Source organism: Chryseobacterium lathyri, from assembly GCF_030812195.1.
Lineage (GTDB): Bacteria > Bacteroidota > Bacteroidia > Flavobacteriales > Weeksellaceae > Chryseobacterium > Chryseobacterium lathyri_A.
The window spans coordinates 692,817-715,441 of record NZ_JAUSSF010000002.1 but is presented as its reverse complement, the minus strand read 5'-3'; the positions used below and the strand labels follow the sequence as shown (position 1 = coordinate 715,441).

The 22,625-nt window shown below is 37.0% G+C and carries 18 protein-coding genes; 9 read left to right on the top strand and 9 right to left on the bottom strand.

Features of this window, described 5'->3' with window-relative positions:
- Positions 1–4: 4 nt before the first annotated feature.
- The 3 genes from J2T03_RS13445 to J2T03_RS13435 form a co-directional block, all read right to left on the bottom strand.
- Positions 5–2,161 (bottom strand): patatin-like phospholipase family protein, encoded by a 2,157-nt coding sequence (locus tag J2T03_RS13445; RefSeq protein ID WP_306841071.1) that lies wholly within the window; start codon positions 2,159–2,161, stop codon positions 5–7.
- 2 nt (positions 2,162–2,163) lie between these two features.
- Positions 2,164–4,611 (bottom strand): bifunctional UDP-N-acetylmuramoyl-tripeptide:D-alanyl-D-alanine ligase/alanine racemase, encoded by a 2,448-nt coding sequence (locus tag J2T03_RS13440; protein WP_307211765.1) that lies wholly within the window; start codon positions 4,609–4,611, stop codon positions 2,164–2,166.
- Positions 4,612–4,879: 268 nt separating this feature from the next.
- Positions 4,880–5,470 carry a thymidine kinase gene (locus tag J2T03_RS13435; protein WP_306841067.1) on the bottom strand — a complete coding sequence of 197 codons (591 nt, stop codon included), beginning with the start codon at positions 5,468–5,470 and terminating at the stop codon, positions 4,880–4,882.
- Between the two features lie 61 nt (positions 5,471–5,531).
- Between J2T03_RS13435 and J2T03_RS13430 the strand changes: the two genes are divergently transcribed.
- The 4 genes from J2T03_RS13430 (at position 5,532) to fabG (ending at position 10,140) form a co-directional block, all read left to right on the top strand.
- Positions 5,532–7,034 carry a hypothetical protein gene (locus tag J2T03_RS13430; protein WP_307211763.1) on the top strand — a complete coding sequence of 501 codons (1,503 nt, stop codon included), beginning with the start codon at positions 5,532–5,534 and terminating at the stop codon, positions 7,032–7,034.
- A gap of 2 nt (positions 7,035–7,036) precedes the next feature.
- A complete protein-coding gene (rsmI, locus tag J2T03_RS13425) occupies positions 7,037–7,711 on the top strand; it encodes a 16S rRNA (cytidine(1402)-2'-O)-methyltransferase (RefSeq protein WP_307211761.1) in 675 nt (224 codons plus the stop codon).
- Positions 7,712–7,716: 5 nt separating this feature from the next.
- On the top strand, positions 7,717–9,225 hold the full coding sequence (locus J2T03_RS13420) for a WG repeat-containing protein (protein WP_307211758.1): 1,509 nt from the start codon (positions 7,717–7,719) through the stop codon (positions 9,223–9,225).
- Between the two features lie 171 nt (positions 9,226–9,396).
- Complete coding sequence (gene fabG, locus J2T03_RS13415) at positions 9,397–10,140, top strand: 3-oxoacyl-[acyl-carrier-protein] reductase (protein ID WP_307212334.1); 744 nt, start codon at positions 9,397–9,399, stop codon at positions 10,138–10,140.
- A 94-nt stretch (positions 10,141–10,234) separates the two neighbouring features.
- On the opposite strand, the gene J2T03_RS13410 is transcribed toward fabG, so the two are convergent.
- Positions 10,235–11,275 (bottom strand): GMP reductase, encoded by a 1,041-nt coding sequence (locus J2T03_RS13410; protein ID WP_307211756.1) that lies wholly within the window; start codon positions 11,273–11,275, stop codon positions 10,235–10,237.
- Between the two features lie 70 nt (positions 11,276–11,345).
- On the opposite strand from J2T03_RS13410, the gene J2T03_RS13405 reads away from it, so the two are divergent.
- Genes J2T03_RS13405 through J2T03_RS13395 form a run of 3 tightly spaced genes read left to right on the top strand, consistent with a single transcriptional unit; the run spans position 11,346 to position 13,735 of the window.
- Positions 11,346–12,089 (top strand): prolipoprotein diacylglyceryl transferase, encoded by a 744-nt coding sequence (locus J2T03_RS13405; protein WP_307211753.1) that lies wholly within the window; start codon positions 11,346–11,348, stop codon positions 12,087–12,089.
- A complete protein-coding gene (locus J2T03_RS13400; protein WP_306841055.1) occupies positions 12,086–12,319 on the top strand; it encodes a hypothetical protein in 234 nt (77 codons plus the stop codon). Before J2T03_RS13405 ends, J2T03_RS13400 begins: the two co-directional genes overlap by 4 nt.
- 12 nt (positions 12,320–12,331) lie before the next feature.
- A complete protein-coding gene (locus J2T03_RS13395) occupies positions 12,332–13,735 on the top strand; it encodes a radical SAM protein (RefSeq protein ID WP_307211750.1) in 1,404 nt (467 codons plus the stop codon).
- Between the two features lie 79 nt (positions 13,736–13,814).
- Here J2T03_RS13395 and J2T03_RS13390 read toward each other — a convergent pair whose 3' ends face one another.
- From J2T03_RS13390 to J2T03_RS13375, 4 genes are all read right to left on the bottom strand, one after another.
- Positions 13,815–14,480, bottom strand: a complete 666-nt coding sequence (locus tag J2T03_RS13390) for a GNAT family N-acetyltransferase (RefSeq protein ID WP_307211748.1) — start codon at positions 14,478–14,480, stop codon at positions 13,815–13,817.
- Positions 14,480–15,250, bottom strand: coding sequence for a 5'/3'-nucleotidase SurE (gene surE / locus J2T03_RS13385; protein WP_306841050.1), 771 nt, complete (start codon positions 15,248–15,250; stop codon positions 14,480–14,482). Before surE ends, J2T03_RS13390 begins: the two co-directional genes overlap by 1 nt.
- A gap of 375 nt (positions 15,251–15,625) precedes the next feature.
- Complete coding sequence (locus tag J2T03_RS13380) at positions 15,626–15,916, bottom strand: hypothetical protein (protein WP_307211744.1); 291 nt, start codon at positions 15,914–15,916, stop codon at positions 15,626–15,628.
- 63 nt (positions 15,917–15,979) lie between these two features.
- Positions 15,980–16,639: a hypothetical protein gene (locus J2T03_RS13375; RefSeq protein ID WP_307211742.1), complete on the bottom strand. Its 660-nt coding sequence runs from the start codon at positions 16,637–16,639 to the stop codon at positions 15,980–15,982.
- 801 nt (positions 16,640–17,440) lie between these two features.
- Between J2T03_RS13375 and J2T03_RS13370 the strand changes: the two genes are divergently transcribed.
- Entirely contained in the window at positions 17,441–19,570 is a 2,130-nt protein-coding gene (locus J2T03_RS13370) for a carboxy terminal-processing peptidase (RefSeq protein WP_307211739.1), read from the top strand.
- 50 nt (positions 19,571–19,620) lie between these two features.
- On the opposite strand, the gene J2T03_RS13365 is transcribed toward J2T03_RS13370, so the two are convergent.
- Positions 19,621–20,124 carry a superoxide dismutase family protein gene (locus J2T03_RS13365; protein ID WP_306841044.1) on the bottom strand — a complete coding sequence of 168 codons (504 nt, stop codon included), beginning with the start codon at positions 20,122–20,124 and terminating at the stop codon, positions 19,621–19,623.
- 190 nt (positions 20,125–20,314) lie between these two features.
- On the opposite strand from J2T03_RS13365, the gene J2T03_RS13360 reads away from it, so the two are divergent.
- A complete protein-coding gene (locus J2T03_RS13360) occupies positions 20,315–22,558 on the top strand; it encodes a TonB-dependent receptor (RefSeq protein WP_307211736.1) in 2,244 nt (747 codons plus the stop codon).
- The last annotated feature ends 67 nt before the right edge of the window (positions 22,559–22,625 follow it).

Below are 22,625 nucleotides of genomic sequence, written 5' to 3'. Positions count from 1 at the left end.
TGTATTAAAACCAGTGTCCTAAAATAACACTGAATATGCCTTTTTGATTGTTTTTAAGTGAATGGCTAAAATTGACTTTAATCTGTCCGAACGGAGATTTGTATCCGGCAGTAAGTCCTACTGAACTATAATTTACTTTAACCGCATCTTCAAACTTGATATCGTTCGAAAGATTGGCAAAACTAAAATTTCCGCTTAAGAAATAGTTTTTATTGAATTTAAATTGAAGATCATTGGAAACAAGAATGACATTATTACTATTAAGCTGAGCAAAATAGAAGCCTCCAAAGCTTTTAAAATTAATGATATTTTGTTCAAAAATTCCACCCAGTCTGTATTGGTAAAACTCCGGAAGATCATCACCAATAGTAATACCGCCATACAGATTAAGACGGTAGGAAAATTGCTTTGAAATCGGAATATTAATCCTGATATCTGCTTTTACCTGTATAATCCTTTTTTCAACCTCGGATTTCAAAAGGTCAATTACCTTACCTTCCGCGTTGATATAAATTCCTCTTGAGGAGAAATCTTTATCATTCTGAGTGTCACTTTTTAGAAATATATAAGGATTTAGAAAGCGCATATATCTTTCATGCTCACCATTTAATTCTGCTCCGAAATAGTCATGACTGATTCCGCCTCCTATGGCAAATTTATCCCTCCATACAGACTGTATAAAAGCTTCATTCCTGAACCATTCCCATTTATCCACAATATTGTTGTCTATATTCTTAAGGTCAAAGCTCATACCGGATGAGTAGATACCGAATCCCGGAATATATCCGTTATCAATAAAATAGTTCAGATAATATCTTGGTTTATCACCTACAACAACATCAAGTGACAGGTTTGAATTTTTGAATAGAAGACGCTTTCCTGAATAATTCAAAAGAAGACCTGTCTTGAATACTTCATCATAATGCAGTCCTACCTTTAAAAAATGACGGGCTTCATCTTCTGTAACATAGAGTTTAAGGTAGTTGGCATCATTCTCAGGAATAATGTCATAATTAATAAACCGGTAATTATTGGTAGCGACAAGTTTATCAATTTTTTTATTAATAGAGCCATAAGTCTGCATAGAAGGAAGGCGGAGTCCCATTTTCCCGAGAACATAGTTTTTACCATAAATACGGCCTCCGTCCAATGAAATGCTGTCAATCTTATATACATTGGAATAGATCGGATTTACGCGCTCTCTAAGGCGGTCAAATTGCCTTTTTGGAAGCTGATCCAGTATAGAAGTATATTTCATGCCTTCTACATAACCACTGTCGAGAATTTTTTTCTTATCATCATAGCTGGTCGCCGTCATTCCTTTAAGGTTCGGCTTGATGTTGATATCAGTGTATTTGTACTGTTTTCTCGTGTCTCTTTTGATTCCGAAATCAATAACCTGATTAAGGATTGATATAATATTGTTTAAATCCTCTCTTTTCGACAAATCCTGATTAAGGTCCACACCGATCACGATATCGATTCCTTTGTCCTTTAATGGCTTTGAAGGATAATTTACCGTCATGGCTCCGTCTATATAAATGCTGTCGCCAATTTTTACAGGATCCATCAAAGAAGGAAAGGCAGAACTGGCCATTATTGACTGTACCAGATCTCCTTTTTCGAAAATTTCCATATTACCGCTTTCCAGATTGGTAGCAACACACATAAAAGGGATAGGCAGTTTGGAGAAATCATCAATATTGGAAACGTTTTTGAAAAGTTCCTTAAGCAGGTATACATTTCTTTGTCCTGAACTGATAGAGGAGGGAAGGGATATCTTCCCGTTTTTTAAGGGAATGGACAAAAGATATTTATCGACGGATTTATTAAAGAAAGAAGTTTCCTGTCTGGATTTTGGATCCATGATCAGAGAATAGAAGTCGGTATCCATAACGATCTTCTCTATTTCTTTTCCGGAATACCCCGAAGCATACAAGCCACCAACAATGGCCCCCATACTAGTTCCGGAAATATAATCGACTTTTACTCCCAATGAATCCAATACTTTCAGTACTCCAACGTGAGAAAAACCTTTGGCACCGCCACCGGCAAGAGAAAGGCCGATTTTGGGATTTTTTGGAATAACCAGATCCTTTTTCACTTGAGAATGGATCATCAGGAGTTGGAATACGAAGAGAAGGATCAGGAGTTTTCTCATAACTAGTCTTTTATATATACCCGTTTCACCCGGGGCGAAATGGAAGTTAAAACTTCATAGGTTATTGTTTTGCAGTAGTCTGCAAATTCTTTTAAACTTGGTTTTGCATTAAAGACGGTGACCATATCACCTTCCTTTATATTGGGAATATGATCTACGTTGATCATCATCATATCCATGCAGAGATTCCCTACAATGGGAGCCAGAATTTTATTTACTCCTACATTTCCCACCTGGTTGCCTATCAATCTAGGAATTCCGTCTGCATAGCCAACAGGAAGGGTAGCAATCTTTGCTGCATGGTTAGGTTTATATTTTCTGCTGTAGCCTACAGATTCTCCTGTTTCAACTGTTGAGATCTGTGAAATTACAGTTTTAAAACTGACTACAGACTGAAGCTGTTTCTGTATTTCACTACATGGTGATTCTCCGATCATTCCTATCCCTATTCTTACCATATCATACTGATGATCAGTATAAGTTGTTATTCCTGAAGAATTCAGAATATGGCGGATAGGTGTATAGCCCAGTTTTTCAATGAGATAGCTGGAATTTTTTTCAAAAACTTCAAATTGCTTGAATGTAAAATCCTTTTCTTCAGGCATATCAGAAGAAGATAAATGACTGAACATGCTTTGAACCTTTACATTTTTATGGCTTAAAGTTTCGCTTAGTTGATCCAGTTCAAAATCTTTAAAGCCAAGACGGTGCATTCCTGTCTCAAGCTTGATATGAATAGGATATTTTTTATCGTACCCTGATTTCTGTACGGCTTCATAAAATAGATCCAATACTCTGAAACTGTAAATTTCAGGTTCCAGATTATATTCTATGATTGCTTCGTAGCTGTGCTGTTCGGGATTCATGACAATGATAGGAGTGGTGATTCCTTTTTTACGCAGTTCTACACCTTCATCAGCATAAGCAACACCCAGATAATCGATATGATGATGCTGCAGGAATTCGGAAATTTCATAGCTTCCCAGTCCATAAGCATTTGCTTTTACCATGGCCATCATTTTGGTTCCCGGTTTCAGCAGGGATTTATGATAGTTGATATTATGAAGAATGGCATTCAGATTAATTTCCAGAACGGTGTCATGCTTTCTGAGTTCAAGGATATCTTTAAGCCTTTCAATCTCAAATTTCCTTGCTCCTTTGAGAAGAATAATTTGGTTTTCTATTTCGGTAAGGTGTTTGCTTTCAATTAATTCCTGAGTGCTGACGAAAGTAGAGGTTTTAGCTTTAAATAATTCACTAAATTTTGATATTTCGTCGCCGATCAGGAATACAGAATCGAAATTCTGGTCATTTACCAGTTCAGAAACTTCTTCATAGAGTTCTTTAGAATTGGAATTAACGCCCACGATATCGGTTAAAACCAGAGATTTCTTAGGTTTCTTATATTCATTCAGAAATTGAAGAGCAGTTTTCAGGGAATCCAGATCCAGATTAAAGGAATCGTTGATAACGATATTATTTTTAATTCCTTCAATAGCTTCCAGACGCATTTCTACAGCCTTTAAAGAATTGATCTTTTCAATAATCTTCTGATTGTCTATCCCCAGCTCTTTTAAAACCGTGATCAAAGCCAAAGCATTTGTTAAGGTAGCTTCATCTCTTTGGTGAACAGGGAAGGAAATCTCTTCGTTGAAATAGACCACCGTGATATTTTCCTCCTTAGCAACATCTTCTTTGATAAAGACCTGGTTTTCCTTCTTAAGTCCGTAAGAAATTAATTTTTTACTTGAATATAATTCTTTTATCTTGTTGTCAACCAATATATTGTCTCCGCTATAAATAATAACTTCAGAACCTTTAAAAAGCATAATCTTTTCATCGATCAGCTCTTCTTCAGATTTAAAATTAGCTGCATGGGCAGTTCCAATATGGGTAAGAAGCCCGATGCGGGGATGGAATATATTTTCCAGCTTTTCCATCTCATGCGGCTTTGAGATTCCTACTTCAAAAATTCCGAGTTCATGCGAGTTGTTGATCTGAAGCAGGGAAAGCGGAAGTCCGATCTGGGAATTAAAACTCTTTGGACTTTTTACAGTTGGGAATTCATTCCACAGACATTGGTAAAGCCATTCCTTTAAAATGGTTTTACCGTTACTTCCTGTAATCCCGATAGAGTTCAGATGGGAATTTTCAAAATGATATTTCGCCAGGTTCTGAAGAAATTCTACTGAATTTTCAGGAATGATCCATGTTATATTTTCAAACTGCGGATAATGATGCTCAGAAATAATCACAGCAATACCACGATCTATGGCAGATTCAATGAATTTTTCACCGGAATTCTTATGCGTATTAATCGCAATAAATGCCGTATTTTTCGTTGAATAAATAATTCTGCTGTCAAACGCTATATTTCTGATCAATAAATCCTTGTCTCCAATGATTTGTGCATTGGTGATGTCTGCAATTTGTTTTACTGTATAATTCATTGGTACCCTTCTGCTTTATTTGAGCTTAATAATGATAAATGGGGGGAAGTTAAATATATGGTTTTAAACTGGATTCATTCAAATTTTTAATCCCCTTTACCTTTACAAGTTAATTTATTTTTTTGAACAATCGCAAAGGCTTACAATTATTTTTCAATGAACAAAGGTTTTAATGAGCTAAAAGTCCGGGAACTTTCAGCGGCTTTGGTTTGTTAAGTTTATCAAGATAAAACCCGGGCTCCCCGAAAAATAACTACAAGCTTGTGACTTATTTTTTCTTTTTTAATAGTACTTCATCAATAAAAACACGCCGGCTTACTGCTTCATAGCTTTCTGTTTCGCCAAGTTCCACCAGATCATTTCCCTGGGAAATTCTCATGGAGTAGTTGGCCAGATTACCCGTTCTCTTGCAAATAGCATGCACTTTTGTCACATATTCTGCTGTAGCCATTAAATTAGGCATCGGTCCGAACGGGCGTCCCAGGAAATCCATATCAAGGCCTGCTACAACCACTCTTACGCCACTGTTGGCAAGCTGGTTGGCGATATCAACAATGCTTTCATCAAAAAACTGAGCTTCATCTATTCCCACTACATCACAGTTAGAGGCCAGCAGAAGAATCTCATTGGGATTATCTACTGCTGTGCTGCGTATTTTATTCTGATTATGAGAAACAACGTCCTCATCAGAATATCGTGTATCCAGTCTCGGTTTAAAAATTTCCACGCTCTGTCCCGCCATTTCTGCTCTTCGCAATCTCCGGATCAGCTCTTCGGTTTTTCCCGAAAACATAGAGCCACAAATAACTTCCATCCAACCGCTTTGTTTGGAATGATTAATTGTATTTTCTAAAAACATTTGTTAAATTAGCCGTATATTTTTAAGATCAAAAGTAAGCAATTTTAATAAGATTCTTATTATGCAGAACATCCAAGATTTAAAGGAAAAAATTTTTTTTGAATCCAAGAATATCATTGATATTCTGGAGAAAATAAACAACGTAGATGAATTACTTTCCAAGCAGGATCTTGTGGATGAGCTTGCAAACAGGATTTCTTTTTTAAGACTTCTGGAAAAAAACATTGAATACTTTATTACAGATAATTCGCAGCAAAATTCAGAAAATCAATATACTTCATTAAATACTGACGATGTACACGAGTCTCATCATGAGGTAACGGAAGAAGAAGCGATCTTCAATAATGAGTTTAATGAGATTGATGAAAATGAAAGTGAGGAATATGCAGTTGTTTCAGGGGATGAGGAGGAAAAATTTAACCATCAGCTTGATGAGATCGTAGAAAATGAATTCCACGAAAATATTGTAAGTTTTGCAGAAGAAAACTTTGCACAAGACCAGGTTGGTAGTGTTAATGAAAAAGTTTCTCACCATGATCTTACAGAGGAGGAGGCTGTTTTTAACAACCAGCTAAACGAAATTGATGAAAATGAAGCGTTCAATGTTAACGAAAAAGTCTTCAGTTTTGTAGATGAAGAAAGAATCCTTGCTGATGCTGAACCGGATAATGATGAAGACCTCAATGAAGATTTATTCATTAATGAAATTACAGAAGAGGAAGCTGTTTTCAATAATCAGCTGAACGAAATTGACGAAGATGAAGACAATGTTTCACATGAAACGGATGCTTCAAATGACCCTGAAAACGAAGGATCAGATCATAATACTGAAAATAAAGTTAAAGAACAAACCGAAATAATTCCAAGTATCTTTGATACTGAAATGCTGGAGGACGAAATGCTGATCGAGGAAAACGAAGAACAATTCAGTGTCTCTAATGTAACCCTTGAACAGGGGGAAATGCTGACAGAAACTTCTAATGTGGAAAGTATTCTGAGCGAAATAAAAAATGATTTTCCTTCAGAAGAAAAAGAAGAAACTATTCTTGCAGAGGTATACGACAGAAGGAAGATTGTTGAAATAGAAAAACCTCTTTCCGAAACAGAAAAAACAAAACCAGCTTCTGATGAAAGCTTCGAAGATTTAGATGCCTATCAGCAGGAGAAAAAAATAAAACTGGCCAATATCAAAGGATTGAAAGCCGTGCAGACTCTTTTTGACGATGATCCTCTGGAAAGAGAAACGCCGAAAGAAAAACCGATTTCTGAAACAAAAGAAAACCCGGGAAGCATTCTTAAAACAAATATCCCGACCAATTTTATGGAGGCTGATAAGGTGAAGCCTGAATTCAGGCTTGATCTGAATGACAGAATTGCCTTTTCAAAAATGCTTTTTGGCGGAAGCCAGACAGATCTCAACGAAACAGTAGCCCAATTGAACAGTTTTAAAAACCTGGAAGAAGCGAAGGAATATCTCAGCGATCTTTATTATGAAAGAAAGTGGAGTAAAGTAGATGAATATGCCCAGAGACTCTGGATATTGGTAGAAAATAAATTCTTATAATTTTGAGCGGAATCTTATATTTTGTTCCCACACCCGTCGGGAACTTAGAAGATATGACCTTCAGGGCTGTAAAGGTCCTTAAGGAAGTTGACTATATTTTATGTGAAGACACAAGGACATCAGGAATACTTTTAAAGCATTACGAGATCTCCAAGCCTTTAAAGTCTTATCATCTTCATAACGAGCATCAGGCTACCGAAAAGGTGATTGCTGATCTTAAAGGCGGGCAGAATATTGCTATCATTACCGATGCAGGGACTCCCGGAATTTCAGATCCAGGTTACCTTTTGGCAAAAGCAGGCTCAGATAATAATATCGAAATGATATGTCTTCCCGGAGCCACAGCGTTAATTCCTGCTCTTGTAGTATCTGGGCTTCCGAATAATGAATTTCTGTTTGCAGGATTTCTACCGCAAAAAAAAGGGAGGCAGACCAAGCTGAAGCAACTTGCAGAAGAGAAAAAAACCATCGTTCTGTATGAAAGCCCACATAAGATCAATACCACTCTGGAGCAGATCAAAGAATTTTTTGGTGAAGAAACAAAAGCAAGTCTGAGCAGAGAGATTTCGAAAAAATTTGAAGAGACCAAACGGGGGACTATCAATGAATTAATTGAATTTTCCAAAAGCAAAACTTTAAAAGGAGAGATCGTTCTTATTGTCAATAATTCTATTTAAAATCATTGAGAAAATTAGTTTTCGCACTGTGCTCGTCAGTGTGTATGGCCCAGACCAATCAGTATACCAAAATTCTTCTATCAAAAAAGATCGGAAAAGAAGTCTATTCTTATTCCGGAGGATACGGCACTGTTTATGATCCAAAAACAAAGACCAGGAGTATTGTAGATTCATTAGGGAATATAACCTTTGAATCGAAATACAGCATTTCACATATATTTAAAAACAGGTTTATTCTTACCTCTGAAGAACCCAATTATAAGACAAAATCCGCCGTCATTGACGAAAAAGGAAACCAGTTGCTTTCCCTGAATGACCAGAGTTTTAATACTCCCTGGCTAAGCGAAAAATGCATTATTTCTTCAAAACAGGAAAAAGAGGCCGTTTATGATTATAACGGAAGGCAGATTATTCCTTATTTCGACAGGATCCGGTTCGTGGCAGAAGACCGTTTTTTTGTATTGAAAGATAAAAGTTGGTTTTTGTATGATCTCGAAGGAAAACAGGTCAGCAGCCGGGAATTTAAAGAAGATTATCACTTTGAAAATGATAAGGCATTAATCACCAATGAAGATAATCAGAGTGAAATCATCGGGAAAAACGGAGAGACGTTGCATAAATTTTCTAAAAAGATCTACGATTTAACCTCTTATCCTTTTCTGATCACTAGAAACAGGGCGACAGGAAAATACGGCTTGATTGATACCGAAGAAAATATCCTTTCCGATGAGATTTATGATGATGCTTCACCGGAATATTTTGGGACAAAAGAATATGTTTATCTCAGAAAAAAAGGAAAGGCAACTGTTTTTAATAAAAAAGACAAAAAACTATATCCAGCCAATTTTAAGTATTTAACGCCGTTATTCAATGATCTTTTCAGTGTTTACAGTGATCAATTAAATAAATCAGGAATCACAAGCCTGCAGGGAGATATTATTGTTCCTCAGGAATATGATTTTATACGGAGTTTCCGCATTTCAGGCAAAGACTTCATTTATCTTAAAAAAGGCAAAGAAGAAAAATTTCTGGATAAAGACCTGAAGAATATTCTGGAGGAAAATACCCAAATCATTGCTTTCTATCCGGATCAGCTCATCATTAAAAAGCTGGACAGCTACTATGCTTTCTCTGTGCTTGATAAGTCTGTTTCTGTTCTGAAAGACATTGTTTTCATTAAAGAGCAGGAACCGGATTTTTTCAATATTTTTAATGTGTATTCGAAACCGGTAGTCTGCAGAAACAACGATAATTTGTATGGAATAATTGATGAAAAAGGAAACAAAATTATTCCTTTTATCTATGATGACATCATTGTATTTGAAAATTCTGAAAATGAAATTGTCGTAAAGAAGAAAGATAAATATGGTGTCCTGAATTTTCAGAACGAGCCTTTGAAAGATATTATTTATGACAAGTACTACTGGCAGAAGGAAGTTTTGAAACTGGATAAAGATAAAAAAACGGATATTCTTTATTTTACAAGATTTAAAAACAGTGGAAGCCGTCTTTAGAATATGATAAAAAACATCGGAAAATTTTCACTAATTTGATGATTTGAAATGCATTGAATAACAATTTGTAATATCTTTGCAGACTGCTTAATTAGTATAAAATTAAATATGCTAAATTGCCGTTTTTTAAGACGGAAATATTTACTAAGAATATAATTATCAAGAGATATGATGAAACTATTAGAAGGAAAAGTAGCACTAATTACCGGAGCTACAAGAGGAATCGGAAAGAAAATTGCTGAGATGTACGCTGAACAGGGTGCAAAAGTAGCATTTACCTACGCCGGTTCTGTAGACAAAGCTCAAGCATTAGAGGCGGCTTTAAGTTCTGTAACCCAGATCAAAGGATATCAGTCTGATGCATCAGATTATGATGCAGCTCAAAAATTAATCGATGATGTAATGGAGGAGTTCGGAAAGATCGATATTCTGATCAACAATGCCGGAATCACCAGAGATAACCTGTTGTTGAGAATGTCTAAAGAAGACTGGGATCAGGTAATGAGAATCAACTTGGATTCTGTATTTAATCTTACAAAAGCGGTGATCAAACCGATGATGAAGGCCAAATCAGGATCTATTATCAATATGACTTCAGTAGTTGGGATCAGCGGAAATCCGGGACAGTCCAATTATGCAGCTTCCAAAGCCGGAGTGATAGGATTTACAAAATCTATTGCACTGGAACTGGGATCAAGAAATATAAGATGTAACGCGGTTGCTCCAGGATTTACCGAAACTGAAATGACAGCAGATCTGGATGAGAAGACCCTTCAGGCATGGAGAGACAGAATTCCGATGAAAAGGGCAGGACAGACAAAGGATGTTGCCAATGCCTGTATATTCTTAGGAAGTGAAATGGCTGCTTATATTACAGGACAAACTTTAAACGTAGACGGCGGAATGCTGACTTAATAAAAAACTAAAATGGGCTGTACATCATTTGTACAGCCCATTTTATTAGAAGAATTAAAATCTGCTCCATCTGCAAAATCTGCAAGACCCTATTTTAATCTTTAAAAATCTGATTTTCCTGCTCCTGAACCCTGATAAAAGTAGTTCTCTTTGACAGCTCTTTAAGTTTGGAAGCTCCCACATACGTACACGTAGAACGCACACCACCCAAAATATCCTTCACCGTCTCCGAAACAGGACCTTTATAAACAGCTTTTACGGTTTTCCCTTCTGAAGCACGGTATTCTGCCACTCCTCCTGAATGCTTATCCATGGCAGTTTTCGAGCTCATTCCATAAAACAAACGATATTTTTTTCCGTTTTCTTCAATGATCTCGCCGCCACTTTCATCATGACCGGCAAACATTCCGCCCAGCATTACAAAGTCTGCGCCTCCGCCAAAAGCTTTAGCCACATCTCCCGGCACTTTACAGCCTCCGTCTGCAATAATGTGCCCTCCAAGACCATGAGCAGCATCAGAGCACTCAATAATAGCAGAAAGCTGAGGATAGCCAACGCCGGTCTTCACTCTCGTGGTACATACCGAACCAGGCCCGATACCTACTTTGATGATGTCTGCTCCCACAAGAAGAAGCTCTTCCACCATTTCTCCTGTCACTACATTACCCGCCATGATGATCTTATCAGGAAAATTAGCCCTTGTCTTTTTTACAAATCCAACGAAATGCTCAGAATAACCATTTGCTACATCAATGCACAGAAACTCAATTTTTGGGTGCTTTTCGAGGATCAGTCTTAATTTTTCTTCATCCGCTTTTCCGGTACCGGTACTTAGAGCAATATACTGGTGAATGCTTTCCGGCTGGCTGCCCAGAAACTGGCTCCATTCTTCAGGAGTATAATGCTTATGAACGGCTGTAATGATCTTGTCTTTGGCCAGTTCTACCGCCATTTCAAAAGTTCCTACCGTATCCATATTGGCTGCAATCAGGGGAACACCTCTCCATTTCTTTTTAGTGTGCCTGAAGGTAAATTCTCTCTCCAGATCTACTTCTGAGCGGGATTTTAAAGTAGAGCGTTTGGGTCTGAACATAACGTCTTTAAAACCTAGTTTTATATCATTTTCTATACGCATTTGGTGAATTTATTTGTTGTTTAAAAAATTAAAATTAGTAATTTACCTTAAATATACTACTTTTGACAGGATGGATTTCCCTGTTACTTTTCAGATTTTCGGTAAAACAGTTCTTGCCCATCCGGTGTTTGAAACACTGGGGATTTTTTTGGGGATGCGCTTTTATTTTTATTTAAAAAGAAAATCAACTGAAAAACTGTCTTTCAACACTTCAGCAGCAGTTCTTATCGGGGCAACGGCAGGTGCTTTAATCGGTTCAAAACTCATCGGGAATCTTGAAAATCCCTGTACTTTATTTGAAAATTTTAATTTTAAAAGATTTTGGACCAATAATACCATTGTTGGCGGTCTAGCTTTCGGATTAATTGGAGTTGAATGGGCAAAAAAAATAGTTGGTCACAAAGAAAGTACCGGTGATCTCATTGTTTACCCTTTAATTTTAGCCATAATCATTGGCAGGATAGGCTGTTTTCTAACAGGAATTCATGAAGAAACTTACGGTTTACCCACCATTTCAATATTCGGAATGCATCTTGGTGACGAGTATTTAAGATATCCTGTTGCGCTTTATGAGATTGGTTTTCTGATTGTTCTGTGGATTTGTTTAAAAACCATTGAGAAAAAAAGAAAATATCCTTCAGGCTTTATTTTTCAGCTATTTATGCTCAGTTATTTTACATTCAGATTCTTTTTAGATTTTATTAAACCTAAAATTGACATTGTCGGAAATTTAGGAACAATTCAACTGGTCTGTCTTTCGGTGATTATTTATTACATTTATAAGATTAAAAACACACAAAATATTAAATTATGAAAATGCTGACACTTCTCGAAGTTGGTAATCTCGGTGGATTGGTTGTAATGATTATAGGAATAATCATCGTAATTGCTGTAGTAGCTTCATTATTTATAACGGTAATGGCAAAAATCATTTACGAATGGAATAATGATAAGAAATTTACAAAAAAACAGTTTTGGCAGACGATGCTCATTTCGTTGTTGATTTGTGGCCTGATAAGCGGTTTTGTTTGTGGAGGAATGTAAAAAATTGAAAATATGCCGGTAAGAAATTATACATACTACGATTATACAATCAGTCTTTGCCCCGAATGCCTGAAAAGGGTAGGAGCCAAGATTATTATTGAAGATGAAGCGGTTTTTATGACCAAAAGATGTCCTGATCACGGCTTTTTCAAGACCATGATTGCTTCGGATGTTCAGTACTATAAAAATATCAGAAATTACAACAAGGCCTCAGAAATGCCCGTTCATTTCGGAACTGATGTGGAATATGGCTGTCCTTACGATTGCGGATTGTGTGTAGATCATGAGCAGCACAGCTGCCTTTCCATTGTGGAGGTTACTGATCGGTGTAATCTGACGTGTCCGACCTGTTATGCGATGTCTTCGCCACATTATGGCAGTCACAGGAGCCTGGAGCAGATTGAAGCCATGTTTGATACCATTGTTAAAAACGAAGGAGAGCCGGATGTTGTGCAGATCAGTGGCGGCGAGCCGACGATTCATCCCGAGTTTTTTAAAATCATGGATATCGCCAAATCGAAACCGATTAAACATTTGATGCTCAACACCAATGGAATCCGTATTGCGAATGATCCCGGCTTTGCAGAAAAGCTGGCAACTTACGCTCCGGAATTTGAGATTTATCTTCAGTTTGATTCTTTTAAACCTGAAGTTCTGGAAGATTTCAGAGGAAAAGATTTGACGAATATCCGCATGAAAGCTTTGGAAAAACTAAATGAATTGAATCTTTCCACGACGTTGGTTATCGTTCTTCAGAAAGGGAAAAATATTGACGAGATCGGAAAATTGATTGATTTTGCTTTAAAACAGAAATGTGTCCGCGGGATTACCTTTCAGCCTGTTGAAGTAGCCGGAAGAAACAGGGAAGATTCTGCACACGAAAAAATTACTCTAACAGAAGTAAGGCAGGAAATTTTGAATCAGTTTCCGCTTCTGAATGGTGATGATATTATTCCCGTTCCGTGTAATCCTGATGCTTTGGCGATGGGTTATATTCTGAAGCTTGATGGGGAAACCATTCCTCTTACACGATATATCAATCCTGCTGATCTGCTGAATAATGAAACGAAAAATACCATCGTTTACGAACAGGATGCAGGATTGCAGATGCAGCTTTTAGACATTTTCAGCACCGGAATTTCTGTAGATAAGGTTCAGCCTAAAGTAAACCAGCTATTATGCTGTCTTCCGGAAGTTTCGGCTCCGAATTTAGACTATGACAATCTCTTCAGAATTATCATTATGAATTTTATGGATGCCCATGATTTTGATGTGCGTGCTATTAAAAAATCCTGTGTTCACATTGTCAATAAGGATTTAAAGATGATTCCTTTCGAGACAATGAATTTATTTTACAGAGATGATAAAATGAAATATCTTGAGGAATTGAGAAAAGAGGATAAGGTTCTTTTTTAAATGATCTTCCGGCAGATTTGTTCAGATATACTCAATTTTTTGTAAAATTCGTGAAATCTGTAGGAAAAAAGGGCGGAAATTATCTTTTCACGCCCCATAAGTTAATCGTTCCTCTATGCATAAAGCCAAGTTTTTCATACAACATTTTAGCTCCGGTATTGCTTTCTGCAACATGCAGGAAAGGTGTTTTACCATCTTCAAATATTTTCCCCGAGACAAAAGTCACCAATTGTTTGGCCAGACCTTTTCCCAGATGATCGGTGTCTGTGATCACAGCGCTTACCTCCGTCATGTCATTCATCTGCATTCTTTCGCCCGTTACTGCCACTAATTTACCTTCCTTAAAGATTCCGAAATAACGGCCTAATTCAGGCGTCCTTGCTTTAAAATAATAGGGATAGAACTTCATAGCAAATGCCAGAAGTTCCTCTTGGTTTTTTTCTTTCAGTTCAACAATTTCCTCGGTCAGATCAATCTTAACCGGGTTCTCCAGAATATACTGATCGCACACAAGCAGTGACAGGTCCGTTTTTAAATTTCCCAGATCAGGACGAGCTCCGAAAATCAGAAAATCATCACAGATCTTTGCATATTCGGTGATATCTTTTTCTCCTGAAACCTCTGCTGCACCTCCAAAAGAGGCTATTTCAGGATTATAAAATTTCGTGTCCCCAAAATTAAAGCAGAACTTTTTATGATATTCATTAAGTGAATGATAAACAGGATTGTCTAGCTTTTCATACATCAGTCAAAATTCATTACTTCCTCAAGAGTTTTCATGTATTCATACGCTGTAAGATCGAATTTTACAGGAACAATTGAAATATATCCGTTAGCCAGTGCCGTTTCATCAGCATCTTCAGAATCATCCATATTGTTGAAATACCCCGTTAACCAGTAATATTTCTTTCCGTGGGGATTCACTCTTTCGTCAAAGCTCTCCTCCCATTTGGCGTTGGCCTGTTTACAGACTTTTATGCCTTTTATTTCTCCTGCAGTTAGTTTCGGGATATTGACGTTCAGTACAATTCCTCTTGGCATCGGGTTTTCAAGAGTTCTTCTTACGATATTCTGGATGTATTCTTTGGCTTGCGTAAAATCAGCCTCCCAGCTGAAATCCATTAGTGAAAATCCGATTGCAGGAATTCCTTCCACACCTGCTTCTACAGCTGCAGACATTGTTCCGGAGTAGATCACATTGATCGAAGAATTGGCACCATGATTGATCCCTGAAACAACGATATCTGGTCTTCTTTTCAGGATCTTGTCAAGAGCCATTTTTACGCAGTCAACCGGTGTTCCGCTGCAAGAAAAATCTGTCTGCGGGCCATCAAGGGTAACTTCTTCGTAGCTTAATGTTGAATTGATTGTAATAGCGTGGCCTTTTCCACTTTGGGGAGAGTTAGGTGCAACAACAATAACGTCTCCGATTTCGTTCATAAATTGTATAAGGTTTCTGATACCGGGTGCTGTGATTCCATCATCATTAGTTACCAGAATAAGCGGTCTTTCCATAAGTCAGTTTAATTTTAGCAGATATATAGTGCGAATTGGTCCTGCTTAAATAGATATTTCAATCGTTTATAAAAAAGAATAATGATTTTTAATTTATTGTTCGTTTTTTACAGGAGCATTGAATAAAAAATTCACACGTATCAAATTTAGCTAAAGTTTTTCAGCAAAAAAAATTCATTCTTGTCAAAATTTACTTTTTACTGATACTTTTATAACTGTCTTGAAGTGGTTTTATAGCAATTGCCATTTATGGATACAAGAAAGAAATTCTTAAACTGGAGTCATAGAAAATTAGCATTAGAGTTTAATATAATACAAGATTCCCTTCGGGCTAAACCTGAAGGGAATAATCTGTAATTAAAAAGATTTTATCATCTATTTTTTGCTTGATCCACCAGGATTCCCAGGACCTCCAGAGCCTCCAGGATTTGTTACGCAAGATTTTGAAGAAACTGTTCTAGTACTTGCTAACCGGCAGCAAAGAAAATATTTTGTTACGACTTTATAAGTAACTGTACAAGATCCCTCTTGTTTAGTTTCATAAGAAACAGCATACCAACAACAGAATTTTTCTTCATTAGAATCTGTAAGTTTTTTCGTGTTTGCACTCATAAATGACGTACTGAAAGTTGCAAGTAATAGACCTGCCAAAATTGTTTTTTTCATCGTGAATTGAATTTAAAGATTAATAATTAAGTTTAAAATATTTTTGTACAAAAATTTTCTAATCTAATATAAAGCTACAGCCTGGAATCTTGTTCCTGGTGCATTACCTCCTTGCTCACATGATATGTATGGATGACATGTGCCTTCCAATGCGATCGTGTGGGTGCCCTTTGCCAGTTTTATAAAATAGCTGCCGGTATTATAGAAAACACCTATTGCTGCAGGTAGAGGAGTGGGCTCATCTGGATTTACATAATTGCTAATTGTATTCGTTGATCTTGTGACATCAACACCATTGACAACCAAATGGGTTCTAAGCATTCTAGTCCTTCCATTTTTTGAAGGTTCTATGGTATTATGTCCATAAACCTTATCAATAGGAACCGAAAAATTGATCTGTACCAGGGCTTCTTTTTCAAGGGTTATGCTCTGACTTTCAATGGGTTTAGGTACTCTAGGAGAATTTGCATCAGTAATGGCATCATCTATGTAAGCAACTCCCAAATTATTAAGATCAAATTTTACGTCATAAGATCGAGTGGCAGAAATTGCACTTTCTGGGACAGATTTTAAAACTCCTGTGGCATCTGCCACTACTATTTTATCCACACCGGAAACAAAAGTATTGGGAAGTAAGGTTCTTATACGGGCGGTCCCGTTTACGTCTAATGTGTTAGTTGGAGTATTTGTATTTATACCTATAACCCCTACCTGTGCAGGCAACAGTACTGAAGCTGCAATTGCTGCAACTATGAGATAATTTTTTTTCATTTTTCTAAAATTTAGATAATGTGTTATATTGAATTTTAAATTTGTGTTTTTTGAATGTTTAAATCATCAGGTATGAAATATATTTTGATTCTGTGTTGTGTTTGATTTCGCTAGAAATACGATTGCAGAATAAATATTTTATATGATCTCCAAAATGATCCTGTTTTTCAATACGAATTTGCTTCTTTATGTCTGTACTTCGATAAAAATTAGATATTACATAGATGTTACAGGCTTGTAACTAACAGATTTACAGATAGAAAATGAATTCCAAGTCATGAGTTGCAGTGGCTGTTTTATCATTGTTTGATGATTTATTAACCTCCAATATAGAAGATCAAGACAGATTAAGAGGTCAATAGCCTTCATATCAAGCATTAGATTAATTTTTATAATATAGGAACCGAAGTTTCCATAAAGCTATTCAATATCTATATAGAAACTGTAGCTAGCGATGAGGGTTTATGGATTTCAAAAACAGGAAACAGTTATTTGCTGATAGTATGTTTTATCTTTGATTCTCTTACTCAATCATTTTGCCGAAGATTGTAATATTTAAATGTTGTTTTTAATGTGATAACATATCTAATGAAAGCAAATAATAAGTACATTGCATCTCTTTTAACAAAAAAATTCAAAACTATCCGATAATTTATAAATAAGGTATTAAATTTGATAGTTTGTAACAGCGAATTAATTGCTGCTACTAATTGTAGTACATATTTTAAAAAAATTAATAAATAAAGACAGTTTATGTGGAAAAATTTCAAACTGAATAAATTTTTACTCCTAATTCCATTGACAAGTCTAATGTTTTGTTTCAACTCGCCAAAGAATGACGATGAAAAGATGCAGACGATTATGGTGAGCGTAAAGAATACACTTTCTTATTTACATTACAGCCCGAAACCAATCAATGATGCCTATTCCAAGGACGTTTATAAACATTATTTCGAACTGGTAGATCCTGCTAAAAGATATTTTCTGCAGTCGGATATGGACGAGTTCAGCAAGCATGAAGCAAAGCTGGACGATTATATAAGCCAGGGTGACCTGATATTCTACAAACTTACCATCGACAGACTTTACCAGAGAGTGGATGAGATAGATAAGATTACTCAGGATATCTTCAGCAAGCCCATTAATCTTGAAGAAGACGAATCATTGACTCTTGAGCCAAAGCTTAAAAAAGTACCTGTTAACAAGCAGGAACAGTATAACGAGTGGAGAAAGTATATCAAATACAATATCCTTCAGGAGATTGAGTCTATGAACAGTAAGGAAGAAGCTCAGAAAGAGAAGAAAGACTCTGTTCAGAAGTACAAGCTGAAAGATACAATTAAATACCAGCCGCTTAACCAGGATCAGAAGATCAAAAAAGCTACTGACGAAGTGAAAGACCTTGTAAAAGACACTTTCACAAGATTCAAAAAGAGAAAGAAAATGGATTGGTTTACCGTGTATATGAATGCCTATACCGAAGTATTCGATCCTCATACCAATTACTATTCTCCAAAAGATAAGGAAGATTTTGATACCCAGTTTACCGGGAAAGTGATCGGGATCGGGGCCCTTATTCAGGAGAAAAAAGGAAACCTTTTCCTGGGAGCGTTAACGATCGGTGCGCCGGCCTGGAAGTCTAAACAGCTTTCTGAAGGTGACAAGATCTTAAAAGTAAAATCAAAACCGAAAGATGATGCCGTAAACGTAGTGGGAATGCTTTCCGATGAAGCCGTAAGACTTATCAGAGGGGAAAAAGGAACTCCGGTAACTTTAACGGTTCAAAAGAAAGACGGAACAATCAAAGATGTAACAATGATCCGTGAGGAAGTTGCTATTGAAGATACATTTGCAAGAAGTATTGTTGTAAACTCTCCGAACGGAAAGAAATACGGATTTATCAATCTTCCGAGCTTTAATGCTGATTTTGAGGATGCTAAAGGAAGAAATGCTTCTGACGATATCAAAAATGAGATCATTAAACTTAAAGGGCAGAACATTGAAGGAATTGTCCTTGATCTTAGAAATAACGGAGGAGGATCATTAACAGAAGTTGGCGATATTATGGGGCTTTTCATGGATGCAGGACCTTACGTACAGGTAAAAGACGGAAACGGAAAAATCCAGACCTTAAAGAATAAAAACGAAACTCCGATCTGGACAGGGCCGTTGGTAATTATGCAGAATGAGCTCTCAGCTTCGGCTTCAGAGATTCTTGCCGGTGTAATGCAGGATTATGGTAGAGCGATGATCATCGGTTCTCCGCAGTCTTTCGGAAAAGGAACTGTGCAGACCTTTGTGGACCTGAACAGGTTCTTAAATACCGAGGATGACTTCGGATCTTTAAAGCTGACAATCCAGAAATTCTATAAAATCACAGGAGAATCTACACAGAGAAAAGGAATTGTTTCCGATATCCAGATGAAAGATTTCTTTACCTATGCTGAAGTAGGAGAACGATATGATGATTTTGCTTTGGCTTGGGATAAAATTCCTGCGACTAATTTCCAGAAACTGAACTATTTCAATATTCAGGCTCTTGAAAAAGCAAGCGCAGACAGGATGGCTAAAAACAGCAACTATCAGCTTCTGCTTGAATCTGCACAATGGAGAGAAAAGCTGGATAAAGAAGAAAACATCACACTTAACATCAATAAGTTCAATGAACTGATGACGCAGAGAAAAGCTCAGATCGAGAAATTCAAAGCTTTAAGCAAATTTGAGAATGGTCTTAAGTTCACGATGTATCCGGCTGAAATGGAAAGAGAGAAAAAAGACGAGGCTTTCAAGAAAAAATCTGAAATGTGGATCAAAAATCTGAAAAAAGATCCATACTTACAGGAAGCAATGAATATCGTTTCCGATATGGGAAGCAAATCATAAACAAAAATCCGCTGATGAACATCAGCGGATTTTTTGATTGCAATAGAAAATTATTTAATCTCTACACATCCCACTCTTCCGCCTGCATTTCCTGTAGGCTGAGTATGGAAATCATCTGCTGCCGCATGTACGATAAGCCCTTTACCGATGATATTCTTAGATTCATCCGTGCAGCCCAGACACCATTTATCCGTTTTGAAAGTCAGGACAGCCTTTCCGGTCTGGTCAGCCGTTAAATTTCCTATATCTCCCATGTGGAAATGTTCAGCACCCCATTTTCCGTGGTCGTCCTTAGCTGGATTCCAGTGTCCTCCTGTAGACGTTCCATCGGCTGCAGAACAGTCACCTTTTTCATGGATATGTACTGCATGAATACCGGGAGTAAGATTCGTTACCTCAAGTTTCATGGTCACCTCTTCTCCTTTCTGGGTAAATTTTGCCGTTCCACCCGTCTGTGTTCCGCTCTTAGCGTTTACTGTGTACGTTTTTGTCGTGCAGCATGAAGCTGCTAAAAATGCACAACCTGCCAGCAATGCTATTGTTTGTCCTTTCATTTTTAAATGATTTAAAGTGATTTTAATGATAAATTTATAAAACATTTTCTGAAAGGCTTTATGATTTCAGTCCTTTTTTCCAAAACAGTATCCATCAGTTTCCCATTCGGAAGCCAAAGTATGCCTTTCAGTAAAATTTATTTTAAAGAAAGGCATTCTCCGTGTTATTTTTGATCCGAAATTTAACTCCATGAAAACACAAGGAAATAAACTATTACTTTTAATTGTTTTTCTATCCTTTATTGCAGGATATGCACAGGTCAGGATCTCAGGAAAGATCACTTTTAAAAATAAGGGTGTCAGTGAAATCAACATTACATTGAAAGACACTTATGACGGTGCCACCACTGATGCTCAGGGAAACTTTTCCTTTGAAACATCAGAAAAAGGAAATCATATTCTGACATTTACCCATCCGAAATATCAGGATGTAGAAAAATCGGTTGTAATTGACAATCAGGATATTTCCGTCAATGCAGAGCTTAAAGAACAAATCAGTGAGATTGATGCGGTGGTCGTTTCCGCAGGGTCCATAGAAGCTAGTGATAAAAAAAGAGCTACAGCGCTGCTTACACCTATTGATATTTATACTACAGCAGGAGCAGACGGACAGATCTCTTCAGCCCTGAATTATCTTCCCGGTGTTCAGAAAGTAGGAGAAACGGAAGGCCTTTTCATCCGTGGAGGTACGGGAACAGAATCCAAGATCTTTATGGATGGAAGCCTGATCAACAATTATTTCTCCAGTTCAGTTCCCGGAATTGCAGGAAGGGACCGTTTCAACACGTCACTTTTTAAAGGAAACGTTTTTTCAAGCGGAGGATATTCTGCATTATACGGCCAGGCTCTTTCAGGAGCCTTGATGTTGGAAAGTGTGGACCTCCCGGATCAAAGTTCCTATGATTTTGGAATTTCACCCATCTTTTTAAGTGTTGGATTCCAGAAGCTTGGCGCAGATAAAAACCACTCTTTCGGTGCCACTTTGGGATATTCGCTTTTAAGCGTTATGCAGGAGGTTTTTAATTTCAATACAGACTTTATTGATGCTCCGCAGGGGCTGAATGGCGATTTTAATTTCAGAATTAAAACAAAATCAGGAGGATTTCTAAAATATTATGGAATGTACGATTCCAATAAAATGGGTGTAAGAACAGAAAGCCTGGAACCGGAATATGATTTTGCACTTGTAAGGCTTAAGGGAAAAAACACCTACCATAATCTGTCCTTCAGACAGAAATTCGGGAAATATCTTTTAAACGCAGGAACTTCTTATTCCTACAACAGATCCGACCTTAATTTTTCTACGGAAACTGATGAAACAGAATCTGGAAGGTCTAAACTTTTAACGGATGGAAATTACATAAATTTCAAAGCTGTCCTGGAAAGGAAAATCAATAAAATCAGTGCAATAAGAGCAGGATTTGAACTGAATAATACAAGTGAAAAACTGAATTTCGGAGAAGTAGATAAAAACTATAAAGACCTTATCTCTGCTGTTTTTGCAGAAACAGATTTGGGATTCAGTAATGCGTTGTCGGCGAAAATAGGAGTAAGGGCAGAAAATTCTTCTTATTTAGGAAAAAGTAATATTGCACCGCGTTTTGCCCTGGCTTACCGTCTGGCAAAAGACTGGACGACTTCCTTTGCGTACGGACTATTTTATCAGAATCCCGAAAGTAAATATATCAACTGGCCCGCAGATCTTGATTTTCAGAAGTCACAGCATTATATTTTTCAGGTTCAGAGAGCCTCAGATGGAAGAAGCCTACGTTTTGAGGCATTCTATAAAAAGTATGATCAGTTAATTAAAACATTTAACATTACGCCGGATAAAGAACAGAATCAGCAGGTACAGACGGCTTTGAACAACAATGGTTTCGGATATGCAAAAGGGCTGGAACTTTTCTGGAGAGATAAGAAAACCTTTGAAAATATCGATTACTGGATCAGCTATTCATTTCTTGATTCAAAGAGAGATTTTATCAATTATCCGGTGAGCCTGAAGCCCAATTTTGCTTCTGCACATACTTTTTCTGCTGTGGCCAAAAGATTTATTCCGGAATGGAAACTGGGCGTCAATATATCTTATACCTATTCCAAAGGCCGGCCCTATTATGATATTGCCACGAAAGATGAGAATGGCAGCGCGATCAATTATATAAGGAATGAGGGAAGGTTGAAAGACTATAATGCACTTAACATCAGCTTTAATTATCTTCCGAACCTGGGAAAAAAAGATGCCAAAGCCTTTACTGTGTTTGTACTGAGTGTTTCCAATGTTTTAGGATCTAAAAATGTTTATGGGTACAATTTCTCATTGGATGGTGCCAGAAGCTCATCAGTAGTGCCACCGGTCAATACCTTTGTGTTTATAGGCGCTTTCATCAGTTTTGGAGTGGACAGAACACAAGATGCAATCAATAATAATTTATAAAATAACAGCAACGGATATTATGATGACTACAAAATACATAACTTCGGAAATATAATTAACTAACTTA

Coding starts and splice junctions, on each gene's coding strand:
- J2T03_RS13405 (WP_307211753.1), top strand. CDS start 11,346: ATGGATTTCCCTGTTACTTTTCAGATTTTCGGTAAAACAGTTCTTGCC.
- J2T03_RS13410 (WP_307211756.1), bottom strand. CDS start 11,275: ATGCGTATAGAAAATGATATAAAACTAGGTTTTAAAGACGTTATGTTC.
- J2T03_RS13395 (WP_307211750.1), top strand. CDS start 12,332: ATGCCGGTAAGAAATTATACATACTACGATTATACAATCAGTCTTTGC.
- J2T03_RS13445 (WP_306841071.1), bottom strand. CDS start 2,161: ATGAGAAAACTCCTGATCCTTCTCTTCGTATTCCAACTCCTGATGATC.
- J2T03_RS13360 (WP_307211736.1), top strand. CDS start 20,315: ATGAAAACACAAGGAAATAAACTATTACTTTTAATTGTTTTTCTATCC.
- fabG (WP_307212334.1), top strand. CDS start 9,397: ATGAAACTATTAGAAGGAAAAGTAGCACTAATTACCGGAGCTACAAGA.
- J2T03_RS13365 (WP_306841044.1), bottom strand. CDS start 20,124: ATGAAAGGACAAACAATAGCATTGCTGGCAGGTTGTGCATTTTTAGCA.
- J2T03_RS13435 (WP_306841067.1), bottom strand. CDS start 5,470: ATGTTTTTAGAAAATACAATTAATCATTCCAAACAAAGCGGTTGGATG.
- J2T03_RS13430 (WP_307211763.1), top strand. CDS start 5,532: ATGCAGAACATCCAAGATTTAAAGGAAAAAATTTTTTTTGAATCCAAG.
- J2T03_RS13400 (WP_306841055.1), top strand. CDS start 12,086: ATGAAAATGCTGACACTTCTCGAAGTTGGTAATCTCGGTGGATTGGTT.
- J2T03_RS13440 (WP_307211765.1), bottom strand. CDS start 4,611: ATGAATTATACAGTAAAACAAATTGCAGACATCACCAATGCACAAATC.
- J2T03_RS13390 (WP_307211748.1), bottom strand. CDS start 14,480: ATGTATGAAAAGCTAGACAATCCTGTTTATCATTCACTTAATGAATAT.
- J2T03_RS13370 (WP_307211739.1), top strand. CDS start 17,441: ATGTGGAAAAATTTCAAACTGAATAAATTTTTACTCCTAATTCCATTG.
- surE (WP_306841050.1), bottom strand. CDS start 15,250: ATGGAAAGACCGCTTATTCTGGTAACTAATGATGATGGAATCACAGCA.
- J2T03_RS13380 (WP_307211744.1), bottom strand. CDS start 15,916: ATGAAAAAAACAATTTTGGCAGGTCTATTACTTGCAACTTTCAGTACG.